Genomic DNA, 14,047 nt, shown 5'->3' with positions numbered 1-14,047 from the left:
GAAGCAGATCAGTTTACGCAATTCATCCCCAAAGGTTGCCTTGAAGTTCGACGAAAATGACTTAATTTAGTGGGTATCTATCCACAAATTACGAGTTTTGTTATGTCTAATACTATCGATCTACTGAACTGGCGCTATGCCGCCAAAAAAATGGATGCCAACAAATCTGTTCCACAAGAAAAGGTTGACCGCATTCTTGAAGCCATCCGACTATCTGCTAGCTCTAGTGGCCTACAACCTTACGAAGTGTTTGTGGTCACCAACAAAGACATCCGCGAGCAAATCATGCCCCACGCTTGGAACCAGCAGCAAATCCTAGACGGCTCTCACCTACTGGTTTTCGCTGCTTGGGACAACTACACCGAAGATCGCATCAACATGATGTTCGACTTAGTGAATGATGAGCGCGGCTTCACCAACGAAGGCTGGGAAGCTTACCGCAAAATGATCCTTAACACTTACCCTCCACGTGACCCTGAAGTGAACTACGCCCATGCGGCACGCCAAGCTTACATCGGCTTAGGCTCTGCTCTGATTGCAGCCGCTGAAGAAGGCGTCGACAGCACACCAATGGAAGGCTTTGATCCGGAGAAAGTTGACCAGATCCTTGGCCTAAAAGAGCAAGGCCTACGCTCCGTGATCATCCTACCTTTGGGTTATCGAGCAGAGGAAGGCGACTGGCTAGTGAACCTGAAGAAAGTTCGCCGCGCCAAAGAAGACTTCATCCGAAACGTGGATTAATCGCGTAACAAACGATAACAGGGGCTCTTTTTGAGCCCCTGCTTGTCTAGGGGTTAATGACTGACAAAAAGGATCACACCATGATGAAACGACTGCTTCCACTCACTGCACTGGCCGCTCTGCTCAGTGCCTGCTCTTCTAATTCAGATTGGCGTACCGCCAGCCGTGAGCCAGCGGGCATAGCTCCAAATCCTGCGCAAGAGCCTGAAGCCGTGGTAGAAGTCTATGGTGCGGACGCCTTTAGCTGGCGCGGCTGGTTCGCCATTCACACATGGATCGCCACCAAAGAAGCTGGTGCGTCTGAGTACAAGGTTCATGAAGTGGTTGGCTGGCGTGTCGAACGGGGGCAACCAGCGCTCTACTCTTATACTACCGCCACACCGGATCGATACTGGTTTGGAGCGCGTCCGGAAAAGATTCAATCCATTACCGGTGAACGTGCGGCTCAAATCATTCCAAAGATCGAAGACGCCATCGCCCATTACCCATGGGCCGATGAGTACACAGTCTTTCCGGGACCAAACAGCAACACCTTCCCCGCTTGGGTTGGTTTGCAAGTACCTGAACTAGAGCTAGATATGCCGTTTCGCGCCATCGGCAGCGGTTACGCTGACTAGGCACTAGGAAGGAGGCAAAACACCAAGCTTAATGCTTGGTGTCGCCTGGGTTTGGGATAAAGTTAATTACCACAGATTCCACTTCTGGCGCAGCAGAATGAGGCTGGTTCACACGAGTGGGGATTTCTTGGGGCTGAGCTTGCACCACGGTGGATTGCTCATCGGTATAGCCACAAGACACACACTCACGAAACTGCTTTTCTGCCTCATCATCACGCCATGCGCGAATCTTATCCATCTCATTACAGCGAGGGCACACGGCCCCCGCAATAAAACGTTTGGTCGTCATCACCTACCTCTTAAGCTGCAATACCACTGTGGCGTAGCAGCGCATCGACACTTGGCTCACGACCACGGAACGCTTCAAACAATTCCGCAGCGGGGCGTGAACCACCATTTGCCAATATGGTATCACGGAAGTGAGCACCGGTTTCAGTGTTGAAGATGCCATCTTCTTCAAATTTAGAAAACGCATCCGCAGATAATACTTCCGCCCATTTGTAGCTGTAGTAACCCGCCGCGTAGCCCCCAGCAAAAATGTGCGAGAAGCTGTTTTGGAAACGGTTAAACGCTGGCGGAATGGTCACCGCCACTTGGCTACGCACATCGTCTAAGATCTCCTGCGCCTTGATGCCCGTCTGGTATTCACGGTGCAAACGGAAATCAAACAAGGAGAACTCAAGCTGGCGCACCATCTGCATGCCCGACTGGAAGTTCATCGCAGCCAGCATTTTATCCAACAGATCCTGAGGCAGTGGCTCACCCGTTTCATGGTGTCCTGCAATGTGTGCTAGGGCTTCTGGCTGCCAGCACCAGTTTTCCATAAACTGACTTGGCAACTCTACGGCGTCCCACGCCACACCATTGATACCAGATACGGAAGACACTTCCACTTGAGTCAGCATGTGGTGCAGACCATGGCCAAACTCGTGGAACAAGGTGGTCACTTCATCGTGGGTAAGCAGCGCAGGCTTATCACCAATCGGTGGCGTGAAGTTACACACTAGGTAGGCAACTGGTAGCTGCAAACGACCATCGTCTAAACGGCGGCGCACGCGACACTCATCCATCCAAGCACCACCACGTTTACCTTCACGGGCATAAGGGTCTAGGAAGAAGCGCGCAATGTCTTCCCCATCTTTAGAGATGGTAAACAGCTTCACGTCTTTGTGGTAAGTGTCAAAGTCAGACTCTTCACGAATGTCCACACCAAACAGGGTTTGCGCTGTGTAGAACAAACCAGAGGTCACCTTGTTGATCGGAAAGTAAGGGCGCAGCACTTCTTGAGAAATAGCGTATTTCTTCTCACGCAGTTTTTCCGCGTAGTAGCCCACGTCCCAAGAGTTCAATTCCTCTACACCATGCTCCGCTTTGGCGAAGGCTTTTAGATCCGCAAGATCCGCTTCAGCAGACGGTTTAGATTTCACCGCTAGGTCATTCAAAAAGTCGATAACCTGCTGGCCGTTTTCAGCCATTTTCGTGGCGACTGACAACTCAGCGTAGTTATCAAAGCCTAAGATCTTTGCCATTTCATGGCGTAACGCGAGAATCTCATCAATCAATGGCGCATTATCAAACTTACCCTCATTGCTTTGCTCTGACGCACGGGTGGCGTAGGCCGTGTACATTTCTTCTCGCAGGGCTTGGTTGTCCGCGTAACTTAACACCGGCAGGTAGGACGGAATGTCCAAGGTAAATAACCAACCTTCCTGCTCTTTCGCTTCTGCCATTTGCTTCGCTTGGGCCAAGGCGGATTCTGGCAGACCTTCCAGTTCACTTTCATCGGTAATTAACTTGCTCCAAGCGCGGGTAGCATCCAGTACGTTTTCACCAAACTGACTGCTTAACTCAGACAAGCGTGAGCTGATCTCCCCATAGCGTTTTTTAGCATCACCTTCTAGACCCACACCGGATAATTCAAAGTCGCGGATCGTTTGCGTTAGTGCTTCCGTTTGCGCTGGGGTTAAGGTTTTGGCTTCTTCACTTTCCGCTAGGGCTTTGTAGGCTTCATAGAGCGCCTTATTTTGTCCCAGCTCCGTGTAATACTCGCTCAATTTTGGCAAACACGCATTGTAGGCTTCACGAATCTCAGGGGTATTTTGTACTGAGTTCAAATGACTCACGGGTGACCAGAAGTGTCCTAGACGGTCATGAATCTCATCCAATGGCGTCACTAGGCTAGCCCACGTCGGGGCGCTATTTTTCGCCACTACCGCTTCGATGTCTGCACGGTTCTTTTCTAATAGAGCTTCAAGGTCTTTGGCGATGTTAGCCGGTTCAACCTTGGAAAACTCAGGCAAGCTTGTGGCATCCCATACGGATTGTGTCATATCGTGTTATCCTTTTTTGCGTCAGCGAGATGCTCTAGCACCTCGTCAAAAATTTTAGTACTGACATATAAGATATGTGGTCTTGGCGCTTTTTCAATGGTGTTGCGTCGATCACTTCCATAGCTTTCATTAATGCTGCACCTTGAGTGCTAAGGTCGAGTCAAAATGGTTATGAAAACGTTTCGCGGTCACACGCCAAAACTGGGGCAACGGGTCTGGGTTGACGACAGTGCAGTCCTGATTGGCGACATTGAAATAGGTGACGACAGCTCAGTTTGGCCTTTGGTAGCCATTCGTGGTGACATGCACCGCATTCGTATTGGCCAACGCACCAGCATTCAAGACAATTCCTGCTTACACATTACCCATGCCAGCAGTTATAAGCCAGAGGGCCACCCACTTCACATTGGCGACGATGTGACCGTCGGGCACATGGCCATGCTCCACGGCTGCACCATTGGTAATAAAGTGTTAGTGGGAATGGGCACCACCATCCTAGACGGTGCCGTGATCGAAGACGAAGTCATCATAGGTGCAGGCTCGTTAGTGCCTCCGGGTAAGCGCTTGGAGTCCGGCTATCTGTACATGGGCTCTCCCGTAAAACAAGCACGTCCTTTAAGCGAAAAAGAAATCGAATACTTCCAATACGCTGGCTTAAATTACGTGAAGCTAAAAGACGAGTACCTAGCTGAAGCAGCGAACACCTCGTCACCAAGCGAGTAATATTCGATAACTTTAAGGCGCTTAACTTTTTTTAAATTTTTTCTGCCGCAAAGTGTAATAAATACTCGGCTTGAGACGTCTAGTTGGCTACATTGCTAATTAACGTTTACGACAAGCCGAGATTTAACATGACACAAGCCCTATCTCGCTCCACCGAACCCAGCAACGGATACATCTTCCAGGACACCGTCTTTATGGAAGGTCTGCGCCAGCAAATGTTTAAATTTGCCCTGTTACAAGTACGTAACGAAGCCATCGCTGAAGATGCAGTGCAAGACGCCATGCTCTCCGCCTATCAAAATATTGAACGCTTTAACCGACAAGCAGCTCTAAAGACGTGGGTGTTCGCCATTTTAAAAAACAAGCTGATTGATATTTTGCGCAAGGAGAAGCGCTATACCAATGCCAGCTCTCTAGAAGAAGGCCGTAACAGTAATGGTGAAGCCCTTCTCGAAGAGTTGTTTACCGATAATGGACATTGGCAAAAGCACGAACGCCCACAAAAGTGGGATGAGCCAGACCATGGCATTGAAAGTCAGCATTTCTGGCGCATCTTCGATGCCTGCCTCGATGCTCTGCCGGCAAAATACAGTCGCTTTTTTATGATGCGAGAATTCCTCGAGTTGGACACCAATGAGATCTGTGACAACGAAGACATAAGCGTCAGCAACTTAAACACTACGTTATTCAGAGCGCGCCTGCGCTTACGTGAATGCCTTGAGAACAACTGGTTTCAAGAGGAGACAACAACATGATTCGCTGCATCGAAGCCACACAATTACTGTCCGAAAAACTCGACCGACCATTGTCGAAAAAAGAAAAGGTTAATCTGGGCATTCATACGGCCATGTGTCCCGCTTGTCGTCAGTTTGGCAAACATATGCTGATCTTACGGGATGTGAGCCAACGCTATGTGAGTCAAACTGGAGACAGTGAAGATCAGACTCCAAAAGACCGTTAAATACCTCTCAAAATCCCCCTAATCTGGCGGGCGGTGAAAAAATATTCAGTTTTTTTCACCGCCCCTGTAAGAAGCCAACCCCTCCCCCGTCAAACGAAGGTAACTAACAAAAACGTTTCCTTTGGAGGATCCAGATCATGTCTACTAAAAACGCTTCTCTTGCTCTAGCACTTGGTACTGCGGTGGCTCTGTCTGCGGTTTCGATGCCAGCTCAGGCTGCCAGTAAAGAAAAATGCTACGGTGTTGCCCTAGCGGGCCAAAACGATTGTGCGGCGGGCCCAGGCACCTCTTGTGCTGGCACTTCCACTATGGATTACCAAGGTAACGCATGGAAACTGGTACCAGCAGGTACTTGCATGGACATGCCTTCACCGAAATCCCCAAGCGGTCACGGCAAACTGGAAGCCTTCTAAGGGTTCCCCCATGACCATAACAAGCACCCAACGTGGGATGCATACCGAGGGTAGCCCACTACCCTCGGGCTTTTCCCAACGTACTGGCATCAGCCTTAAACCCGCTTACTATGAGCAGATCTTAGCGGAGCGCCCTAACATTGGGTTCTTTGAAATCCACGCGGAAAACTACCTCAGCGCTGGCGGCCCTGCGCCCTATTATCTGGACAAAATTCGTGCCCTGTATGAGGTGAGTATTCACGGCGTGGGGTTATCTTTGGGCGGGAACGAGCCCCTCAACCTTGATCATTTAGAGCGTGTGGCGCAACTGGTAGAGCGCATCGAGCCGGCGGTCTTTTCTGAACATCTGGCTTGGTCGACCCACGGGCAGAGCTTCTACAATGACCTGCTCCCTGTGCCTTACTCAGAAGTCCGCCTAACGGCCCTATGCGAACACGTTCATCAAGTACAAGAGCGGCTCAAACGCCCAATGCTGATCGAAAACCCGTCTACTTATTTCGAGTTTTGTTCCAGTGTGATGCCAGAACAAGACTTTATCGCCGAGCTGGTACAACGCACTGGCTGTGGTTTGCTCTTAGATGTGAACAATGTAGAAGTATCCTGCTTTAACCATGGTCGTTCCCCACTGGACTACTTGGCACACTTTCCGTTAAACGCAGTAAAGCAGATCCATTTAGCAGGCCATAGTCTAGATGTGGCAGACGCTACCCAGCTAAAAATCGACTCCCATGACCAACCGGTCGCGGCAGAAGTCTGGCACCTGTATCAGTATGTGCTGCAACAGATTGGCGATTGCCCCACTTTAATCGAACGAGACGGAAACTTCCCTGCTTTAGACGTCCTATTACAGGAAGCGGAACAAGCCAACCAGATTCGCCGGTTAGTCATGGAGGCTCCCCATGCAAAAGCAATTTAGCCAAGCCTTGTTTGCCCCCAACCCAGAACAGCGGAACAGGCTCCTAGAGGACATTCAGGGACAAGATAACTCCGAGCGCAATCAACGTTTAAACATCTACCGCAACAATGTGTTTGTGTCCCTCATGACCGCCCTTGGAGACATTTTCCCTGTCTGCAAACAAGTGGTCGGCGAGGATTTCTTTAACGCCATGGGGCGGCAATTTGTGGAACGCCACCCGCCTAAATCCCCAGTGTTAACCTGTTATGGGGATGAGTTTAGCGAGTTTGTCACACACTTCTTTCCCGCTCAGTCCTTACCCTACTTAGCCGAGCTGTGCGACCTAGAATACCGATTACTTCAGCTGACTCATGCCGCCGAGCCGGCCACATTGAGCTTGGAAGCCGCACAACAAAGCTTGAGTCAGGTGCAACACCCAGAGCGACTTGAGTTACATCTCAGCCCCCTGTGCACCCTGCTGCGCACAGGGTATAGGGTGGGCTCTCTGTTTCTCGCCCACCAAACGAATAAATATCAAGTGCTCCCTACGTTAGAACAGATCGATATTCACCAAGCTGAGTGCTTATTGTTCACCAAGCGTGGCCTATACGGTCAGGTCTATGTACTCACTGAAGCCGAATTTGCCTTTGTGGAAGCCCTACAGACTCACCCCAGCTTGAGCCGAGCTTTGCCCTCACAGGAAGATTTTGATCTCGGCCAAACCCTAGCAAAGCTGATGACATGGCAGATGTTCACGGCCATTAAAGAATCCAAGGAGCCTTTATGCTGAGCCTTATAAACAAACTACCGGAACAAGTTTTTCGCCACATTCCTGAATCCTTGGTGTTATTACTAGCGCGCTTTGCTTTGGCGGCGGTCTTTTGGCTCTCAGGGCAAACCAAGATAGAAGGATTCGCCCTAAACCCTTTGACCGGAACCTTCGAATTTGGCTGGCCGAGCATCAAAGACACCAGCTTCTTTTTATTTGAATACGAGTACGCCCTACCGCTGATTCCGGCCACTTGGGCAACCTATCTCGCCACCACAGCGGAGCATCTTTTACCGATCATGTTGCTGTTAGGTGTAGGGACACGTCTAAGCGCCTTTGGCCTAATGCTGATGACCTTGGTGATTCAAACATTTGTCTACCCAGAAGCCTACGTACTCCATGCTTCTTGGGCCGCTATAGCGCTCTTCATCATGCAACGGGGGCCGGGCAAACTGTCTTTGGAAGGTTGGCGTCACCACTAACAAAAAGGGCCTGCTTTTTAGAGCAGGCCCTTTTAAAATCGTCTTCACCTAGGAAGGATCCAGCATTAACTGCGCGCCTTCATGAACGGCAAGGTATACGCCACTAAGAATAGGAAAGCCGCACACACCACCACACTTGGGCCCGTTGGCGTATCCCAATGGTAAGAAGCCCACAAGCCGCCACACACGGACAAGCAGCCTAATACCCCCGCCATGGTCGCCATCTGCACGGGCGTGTTAGACAAGCGGCGAGCCGTCGCAGCAGGAATAATCATTAACGAGGTAATCAAGAGCACACCGACGATCTTCATCGCCACAGCAATTACCAAAGCCACCAATAGCATCAGCAACAGGCGAATGGTTTCTACTGGGTAGCCTTCTACCTTCGCCAGCTCTTCATTGACCGTCACCGCTAAAAGGGGCTTCCAAAAAATCACTAACAAGGCCATTACCAGCGCCCCACCACCAAAGATCCAATACAAATCCGTTTGCCCGATGGCCAATAAATCACCAAACAAATAGGCCATCAAATCAATGCGTACATGGTCCAAAAAGCTCACCGCCACTAAGCCTAACGACAAAGACGAGTGGGCCAAAATCCCCAGTAAGGTGTCCGTAGCAATGATGTGTTTCTTTTGTAGCGTCACCAGCACCAGCGCCAAGCCAACACAGAGCACCACAATGGCTAAATTCAAATTGATGTTTAACAAGAAGCCAAGAGCAACCCCTAATAACGCCGAATGGGCCAAGGTGTCACCGAAATACGCCATGCGGCGCCACACCACAAACGCTCCCAAAGGACCGGCCACTGCTGCGACCCCAAGACCGCCTAACAAAGCCCGTATCAACAGTTCTAACATTTCTTTCTACTCTACTTGGGATTAATGGTGATGCTGACAGCTAGCACTGTGCACATGGCCTTCTTCGACCACTTCACCACTGTCATCATGAACGTGGTCATGGCTGTGGGCATAAATGGCAATGGATTCTGCCGCCCCGGGCACACCAAACAGTGCCTGATAGGCTGGGTGGCCTTTCACATGTTGCGGCGAGCCAGAACAACACACATGCTGATTAATGCATACCACAGTGTCTGTTTGCGCCATCACCAAATGCAAATCATGGGAAATCATCAAAACGCCGCAATTCAGCTCATCACGAATACTGGCAATGAGGTTATACAGCTCCACCTGACCATTCACATCCACCCCTTGGACCGGCTCATCCAACACCAATAAATTGGGACGATTTAACAAGGCGCGAGCCAGCAACAAGCGTTGCGTCTCACCACCAGACAAGACCTGTACTTGGGAGTTTTCTAAATGAGGAATCCCGATTTTCTCAAGGGTTGGGCGGATCTCACGCTTATCCACGCCGCGCACCAAGCCCAAAAAGTGCTTCACCGTCAGGGGCAAAGTGGGATCAATATGCAGCTTCTGGGGCATGTAGCCGATGCGCAGCTCACTGTGTCGCACCACTTCGCCACTGGTGGGGGTTTGTAATCCCAGCAAGGTACGAATCAGGGTACTTTTGCCACTGCCATTTGGGCCGATCAGGGTAACAATCTCACCACGATGCAGAGGCATATTAATATTGCTCAACAGCTGACGGTCACCAAAGCGAATGCCGATGTCTTTTAGCTCGGCCAAGCAGGTACTCATTGGGCGCTCTCCTGCTGGCAGTTTGCACACAGTCCCGTCAGCTCAATGGTTTCGGCACGCAGTTGAAAGCCCTGCTCTTTGGCTTTATTGATCAACGCACTGTGGATGTCCTGATAATCGAATTCCGCCACATTGTGGCACTCATCACAGATCAGGAAATAGCCTTTGTGGGGCTTGTCCGCATGGGCACAACCAAGGTAAGCATTCATAGACTCCACCTTGTGAATCAGCCCCGCCGCCAACAAAAAGTCTAACGCTCGGTAGACGGTTGGCGGCGCAGAGTTAAAACCTTCTTCCGCAAGTTTTGCCAATAATTGATAAGCCCCGAGCGGGCGATGGCTTTGCCAAATCAGCTCCAAGGCTCGACGGCGCACCTTAGTTAAGCGCTGACCTTGTTGGGTACAAACCGTCTCGGCGGTTTCCAAGGCTTGCTCAATGCACACATTGTGATTGTGGCTATGGTCGTGAGAATGATTGTCTTCGGTCATTAGAATGCCCGTCCTGCTACTTGTAGGTCGCTGTAAATCATAGCAACACTAATAAAAATTAACGCCAGAGCCGCCACCATGCCCAGTAAACGGGTCATACGTGTGCGCCAAACGCTTGGTGTCAGTCCTACGCTGGCATCGCGCAATGCCACACTGACAATCGCTAAAATAGAAACGGTGATCGCCGTCCCTAGGGACATAGCGACTACCGCTAACATCCCCCAAAACATAATGCCGGTACTGGTGGCGAACAAAAGCACCAAGACCGCCCCAGAACAAGGTCGAATGCCAATGGCAGACACCATGGCCCAAGTACTGCGCTTCGCGACTTGCTGGTCTTGATGATGCTCATGGGCATGATCATGGTCACAGCAGCTGTGATCGTGGCTGTGATCGTGGCCACAGCTTGACTTGCCCCAGGCCAAACGCCACAACATCCACACCCCAATCAGACCAATGGCCACATAAGAAGCGATTTCCAGCACTCGAGTCGTCTCAGTAATAATACCCGCCAAGGTAAAGACTTGGGACAACATAAACACCAAAGCAATCGCCACCAAACCTTGGATCATGGCCGAAACAAAAGATAACTTAATACCTTTCATCGAAGGGGCTTTGGTCGCCAGCATGTAGGATGCAATTACCGCCTTGCCATGGCCCGGTCCCGCTGCGTGGAAAATCCCATACAAGAAACTGGCCACCAACAAACTGCCGATCAAAAACGGATCTTCTTCACGGGCCAACGTCTGTACTAAGCGCGCCAACTCCCGGTGAAAATCCCGTTGTTGCTCCATCATCCAGCGACTGATTTCGAACACTTCCACTTGGCCAGACGCCCAAGCACTACCCGATAACAGCAACAAAGCTACTAGTATCCATCGACCCATTAGGACGACTACTCCCATTGAATAAATTTTAGGCTGTTATGTTATAACAAGTGACACGCCCCTTGAAGGACTTTGACCCTCAAAAGGCGTAAAGAGAAGTGAATTCCGGCTTCCCTTGAAAACGAGAAGCCGTGGCAATTGCTTTAAGGAGCAACTGGGTGCAAAAACCCCATCACGCCACCCATAAAAATCTGTGCCGCCATGGCCGCCAAGATCAAGCCAGTAATCTTAGATAAGATGTTTAAGCCAGTACGGCCTAACAATTTTTCGATCAAAGAACCCGAGTACAAAATCACGCCCAAGGTGAGCAAAGCTCCCACTAACCCCAGCACGCCGATGACCAGATCCCAGCCCTGAAACTCAGCACCATAGACCAGAATCGTACCTATGGTGGCAGGGCCTATGATGGTGGGTACCGCCAAGGGCACCACAGAGACATCGTCCCGTTCCTCGTTGGGCATGCCTGTCGCATGATTTCGAGTCCCGTCCCGCACCAAACTAATGGCAGACATAAACAACAAAATCCCAGAGCCAATGCGGAACGAATCCAAGGTAATGCCCAACACTTCAAACAAGGCACTGCCAAAAAACATCAACACTAGGGAAATAGCTAACGCCGCAATAATCGCTTTGTTGGCAACGCTCTTGCGTGCCTGTGGCGCTTCGCCACGGGTCAACGCCAAAAACATCGACAACACGAAAAACGGTGCGAAAAGGAAAAAGAACTTAATCCAAGTAGAGATCAATAAACTCATGAAGGTGAATACTCAACAAGCACCTCATAACACGATCAGCGTTGTGTCAGTGCTAATTTAACGCCAAAGCCCACCAGCAATACGCCAGTGATGCCGTCCAAGACTTGCGCCACTTTTGGTCGCGCCAGCCAAACTCGCGCGCGATGAACCATCACGGCAAGAAACGTTTGCCACACCATCGCTATGATAAAGTGCAGTGCGGCCATAAACAGAGATTGCGCCACAGCCGAATGGGCTGGGTCGATAAACTGTGGCAAAAACGCCATGTAAAACACGATGGTTTTTGGATTCAGTACATTTGATAGGATGCCCTGACGAAACGCGCTACCAGCGGTTACCTTACGACCTTCTGGTACATGCAATGTCAGACCTTTTGGTCGCCAAGCGCTACGCAATGCTTGAATCCCTAAATAAGCCAGATACAAAGCCCCCGCCATCTTAAAAGCGGTAAACAGAGTCGCCGAGCCTAGCAGGATCACCGACAAGCCCAGAGCTGAAATCGTCGCATGGGCAAACAAGCCCAGACAAATCCCCAAACTACACACAAAGCCAACACGCCAACCCGCTACCGCAGAGTTACGCAGCACCAACAAGGTATCCACACCGGGACTCATAGTCAGCACAGAAATCGCCAACAAAAAGGGTAACCACTGAAAATGCTCTAACACGCTGCTGACTCCTTAATGGGAACGGCTACTAGCCACGATCACAATGAAGGTCGATCCAACCTTCCATATAAATTTCTTCTGCGTCGACCAGTGTTGGCGTGCAGGTTTCTGCCAGCACACCCGTTAGCTGAATTAAGCCAGCATCTGGGATCACCATGGCAAAGTAATTTTCTTTGTCACCAAAGCCAATGCGCAGGGTCTGCTGCTGAATGTTCACCGGCTCAGCCAGCTCAATACCCAGTTTCACCTGTAGTTTTTGATCCGAAATAGCCAGATCTACAATGGACACCTGTGCTGGCGCGATTTCTTCCCCATCCACTTGGATACGCAGGAAATAACCGTATTGGGCAAGGTTGGTCATGGCCACCGCAGCTTCCGCCTTTTCTTGACCTTGAAACACCCCATCCGCATTGGTATCAAACGCCATCAACATGTCTAAACTGGAGAACAGGTCGAACTCCCAGTTGGCTTCGAGGGTTTGCAAGGTGGGCTGATTCACCACCACCCGATAATAAGAATCCACCCAAATATGAGGGTGCGCCATGACAGCGGTGGATTGCCAAACCGCTCCCAAGGCCAACAAGCTCATGATTAGGCGTCTTATCATGGGATTAATTCTCCATCAAACTCGGGGCAAAACGCACACGGGCTTCTAAAATACGCTGGAATTCCATGGGATCATGTTGCTGCGCCAAACGCTCAGGGTCATCCTTCGCACCGTGCCATGCTTCCAAACGGGACAACCAAAAACGCAACGCTGCAATGCGCAACATATGCGGCCATGCCATGATTTCTGCGGCACTGGGCTCACGCTCATGGACATAGGCATTGATCATGGCGTGGTACTTATCCATATCCAATTCGCCCGTTTCAAAATCCGTACACCAGTCATTAATCACAATGGCTAGGTCATACATCAACCATGCATAGCAGGCATTGTAGAAGTCGATGATGGCGGACAACTGGTCCCCTTCAAACAGAGTATTGTTGTAAAACAAATCACCGTGAATCGTGCCCTTTGGCAACTGATCATCGTAATCCGCAATAAAGGTATCGAACTCAGCCACCTGTGCTAACAGCAAATGGGCTTGTTCCGGCTCTAGCTCAGGGGCGATGGCTTTAGAGGTGTTGCGCCACCATTCGATACCGCGATGACTTTCACGGTGCTCGGGAAAATCCATGCCCGCCGTATGTAATTGCGCTAAGACCTTGCCCATCAAACGACAGCTTTCCACCGAGGTGCCATCGATCAAACCGCCGGCAAAGCAATCCACGATAATTGCAGGACGACCTTTTACTGTACGCAGGCGCTCACCATGGTTGTCGATCAGCGCCGCTGGGACGTTAAAGCCTTTATGCTTAAGGTGAGCCACCACATCTAAGAAGTACGGTACTTCATCAAACTCAAACTCTTCAAACAGGGTAAGCACGTATTTTCCAGTGGTGGTGGTCAGAAAATAGTTGGTATTTTCCACGCCCCCAGAAATGCCCTGAAAAGACACCAATTCACCCAAGTAATAATCGGCCACAAGGCCGCGCATGTCAGAGTCCGTAAGAGTTGTATAAACCGCCAAGTGATGCACCTAAACTTGTTAAAATCGAGCGTAATCGCATTAAGCCGCTTATGCTCCACAATCAGAGCAAAAAGGTCAATTCA

General features: G+C 50.4%; 19 protein-coding genes. 9 read left to right on the top strand and 10 right to left on the bottom strand.

From position 1 onward, the window contains the following. Positions 1-102 precede the first annotated feature (102 nt). Together ACFQ45_RS04905 and ACFQ45_RS04900 are read left to right on the top strand one after the other, a co-directional pair. Complete coding sequence (locus ACFQ45_RS04905) at positions 103-741, top strand: NAD(P)H-dependent oxidoreductase (protein WP_377365864.1); 639 nt, start codon at positions 103-105, stop codon at positions 739-741. 80 nt (positions 742-821) lie between these two features. Further along, a complete protein-coding gene (locus ACFQ45_RS04900; protein WP_377365863.1) occupies positions 822-1,358 on the top strand; it encodes a DUF3750 domain-containing protein in 537 nt (178 codons plus the stop codon). Positions 1,359-1,386: 28 nt separating this feature from the next. Here the strand turns inward: ACFQ45_RS04900 and ACFQ45_RS04895 are convergent, their stop codons facing one another. Together ACFQ45_RS04895 and prlC are read right to left on the bottom strand one after the other, a co-directional pair. Then, positions 1,387-1,647, bottom strand: a complete 261-nt coding sequence (locus ACFQ45_RS04895) for a YheV family putative zinc ribbon protein (RefSeq protein ID WP_377365862.1) — start codon at positions 1,645-1,647, stop codon at positions 1,387-1,389. Positions 1,648-1,657: 10 nt separating this feature from the next. Further along, a complete protein-coding gene (gene prlC, locus ACFQ45_RS04890) occupies positions 1,658-3,688 on the bottom strand; it encodes an oligopeptidase A (RefSeq protein ID WP_377365861.1) in 2,031 nt (676 codons plus the stop codon). Positions 3,689-3,859: 171 nt separating this feature from the next. Between prlC and ACFQ45_RS04885 the strand changes: the two genes are divergently transcribed. The 7 genes from ACFQ45_RS04885 to ACFQ45_RS04855 all read left to right on the top strand — a co-directional run bounded on the left by ACFQ45_RS04885 (position 3,860) and on the right by ACFQ45_RS04855 (position 7,931). Next, positions 3,860-4,411, top strand: coding sequence for a gamma carbonic anhydrase family protein (locus ACFQ45_RS04885; RefSeq protein ID WP_377365860.1), 552 nt, complete (start codon positions 3,860-3,862; stop codon positions 4,409-4,411). A gap of 128 nt (positions 4,412-4,539) precedes the next feature. Further along, positions 4,540-5,166: an RNA polymerase factor sigma-70 gene (locus ACFQ45_RS04880; protein ID WP_377365859.1), complete on the top strand. Its 627-nt coding sequence runs from the start codon at positions 4,540-4,542 to the stop codon at positions 5,164-5,166. After that, on the top strand, positions 5,163-5,372 hold the full coding sequence (locus tag ACFQ45_RS04875; RefSeq protein WP_377365858.1) for a zf-HC2 domain-containing protein: 210 nt from the start codon (positions 5,163-5,165) through the stop codon (positions 5,370-5,372). The genes ACFQ45_RS04880 and ACFQ45_RS04875 overlap by 4 nt, the downstream gene beginning before the upstream one ends. Before the next feature lie 137 nt (positions 5,373-5,509). Next, positions 5,510-5,785, top strand: a complete 276-nt coding sequence (locus tag ACFQ45_RS04870) for a BufA1 family periplasmic bufferin-type metallophore (RefSeq protein ID WP_377365857.1) — start codon at positions 5,510-5,512, stop codon at positions 5,783-5,785. Between the two features lie 10 nt (positions 5,786-5,795). Further along, on the top strand, positions 5,796-6,701 hold the full coding sequence (gene bufB, locus ACFQ45_RS04865) for an MNIO family bufferin maturase (RefSeq protein WP_377365856.1): 906 nt from the start codon (positions 5,796-5,798) through the stop codon (positions 6,699-6,701). Further along, a complete protein-coding gene (locus tag ACFQ45_RS04860; RefSeq protein ID WP_377365855.1) occupies positions 6,685-7,470 on the top strand; it encodes an HvfC/BufC family peptide modification chaperone in 786 nt (261 codons plus the stop codon). The genes bufB and ACFQ45_RS04860 overlap by 17 nt, the downstream gene beginning before the upstream one ends. Then, on the top strand, positions 7,464-7,931 hold the full coding sequence (locus tag ACFQ45_RS04855) for a DoxX family protein (RefSeq protein ID WP_377365854.1): 468 nt from the start codon (positions 7,464-7,466) through the stop codon (positions 7,929-7,931). The genes ACFQ45_RS04860 and ACFQ45_RS04855 overlap by 7 nt, the downstream gene beginning before the upstream one ends. A 65-nt stretch (positions 7,932-7,996) precedes the next feature. Here the strand turns inward: ACFQ45_RS04855 and znuB are convergent, their stop codons facing one another. The 8 genes from znuB to ACFQ45_RS04815 all read right to left on the bottom strand — a co-directional run bounded on the left by znuB (position 7,997) and on the right by ACFQ45_RS04815 (position 13,964). Then, positions 7,997-8,791 (bottom strand): zinc ABC transporter permease subunit ZnuB, encoded by a 795-nt coding sequence (gene znuB / locus ACFQ45_RS04850; RefSeq protein WP_377365853.1) that lies wholly within the window; start codon positions 8,789-8,791, stop codon positions 7,997-7,999. 21 nt (positions 8,792-8,812) lie between these two features. After that, positions 8,813-9,592 (bottom strand): zinc ABC transporter ATP-binding protein ZnuC, encoded by a 780-nt coding sequence (gene znuC, locus ACFQ45_RS04845; RefSeq protein ID WP_377365852.1) that lies wholly within the window; start codon positions 9,590-9,592, stop codon positions 8,813-8,815. Continuing rightward, entirely contained in the window at positions 9,589-10,080 is a 492-nt protein-coding gene (locus ACFQ45_RS04840) for a Fur family transcriptional regulator (RefSeq protein ID WP_377365851.1), read from the bottom strand. Before ACFQ45_RS04840 ends, znuC begins: the two co-directional genes overlap by 4 nt. Further along, a complete protein-coding gene (locus tag ACFQ45_RS04835; protein ID WP_377365850.1) occupies positions 10,080-10,967 on the bottom strand; it encodes a nickel/cobalt transporter in 888 nt (295 codons plus the stop codon). Before ACFQ45_RS04835 ends, ACFQ45_RS04840 begins: the two co-directional genes overlap by 1 nt. 143 nt (positions 10,968-11,110) lie before the next feature. Continuing rightward, positions 11,111-11,722 carry a MarC family protein gene (locus tag ACFQ45_RS04830; RefSeq protein ID WP_377365849.1) on the bottom strand — a complete coding sequence of 204 codons (612 nt, stop codon included), beginning with the start codon at positions 11,720-11,722 and terminating at the stop codon, positions 11,111-11,113. A gap of 35 nt (positions 11,723-11,757) precedes the next feature. Beyond that, positions 11,758-12,390, bottom strand: coding sequence for a LysE family translocator (locus tag ACFQ45_RS04825; RefSeq protein WP_377365848.1), 633 nt, complete (start codon positions 12,388-12,390; stop codon positions 11,758-11,760). Between the two features lie 28 nt (positions 12,391-12,418). Then, entirely contained in the window at positions 12,419-12,997 is a 579-nt protein-coding gene (locus tag ACFQ45_RS04820; protein WP_377365847.1) for a DUF1007 family protein, read from the bottom strand. A gap of 4 nt (positions 12,998-13,001) precedes the next feature. Beyond that, positions 13,002-13,964 (bottom strand): homoserine kinase, encoded by a 963-nt coding sequence (locus tag ACFQ45_RS04815; RefSeq protein WP_377365846.1) that lies wholly within the window; start codon positions 13,962-13,964, stop codon positions 13,002-13,004. Positions 13,965-14,047: the final 83 nt, after the last annotated feature.

It is taken from the genome of Rhodanobacter aciditrophus (assembly GCF_042679525.1).
GTDB classification, from domain to species: Bacteria; Pseudomonadota; Gammaproteobacteria; order Pseudomonadales; family Marinomonadaceae; genus Marinomonas; species Marinomonas aciditrophus.
The sequence above is the reverse complement of the archived record's forward strand: the minus strand, read 5'-3'. Positions and strand labels throughout refer to the sequence as shown.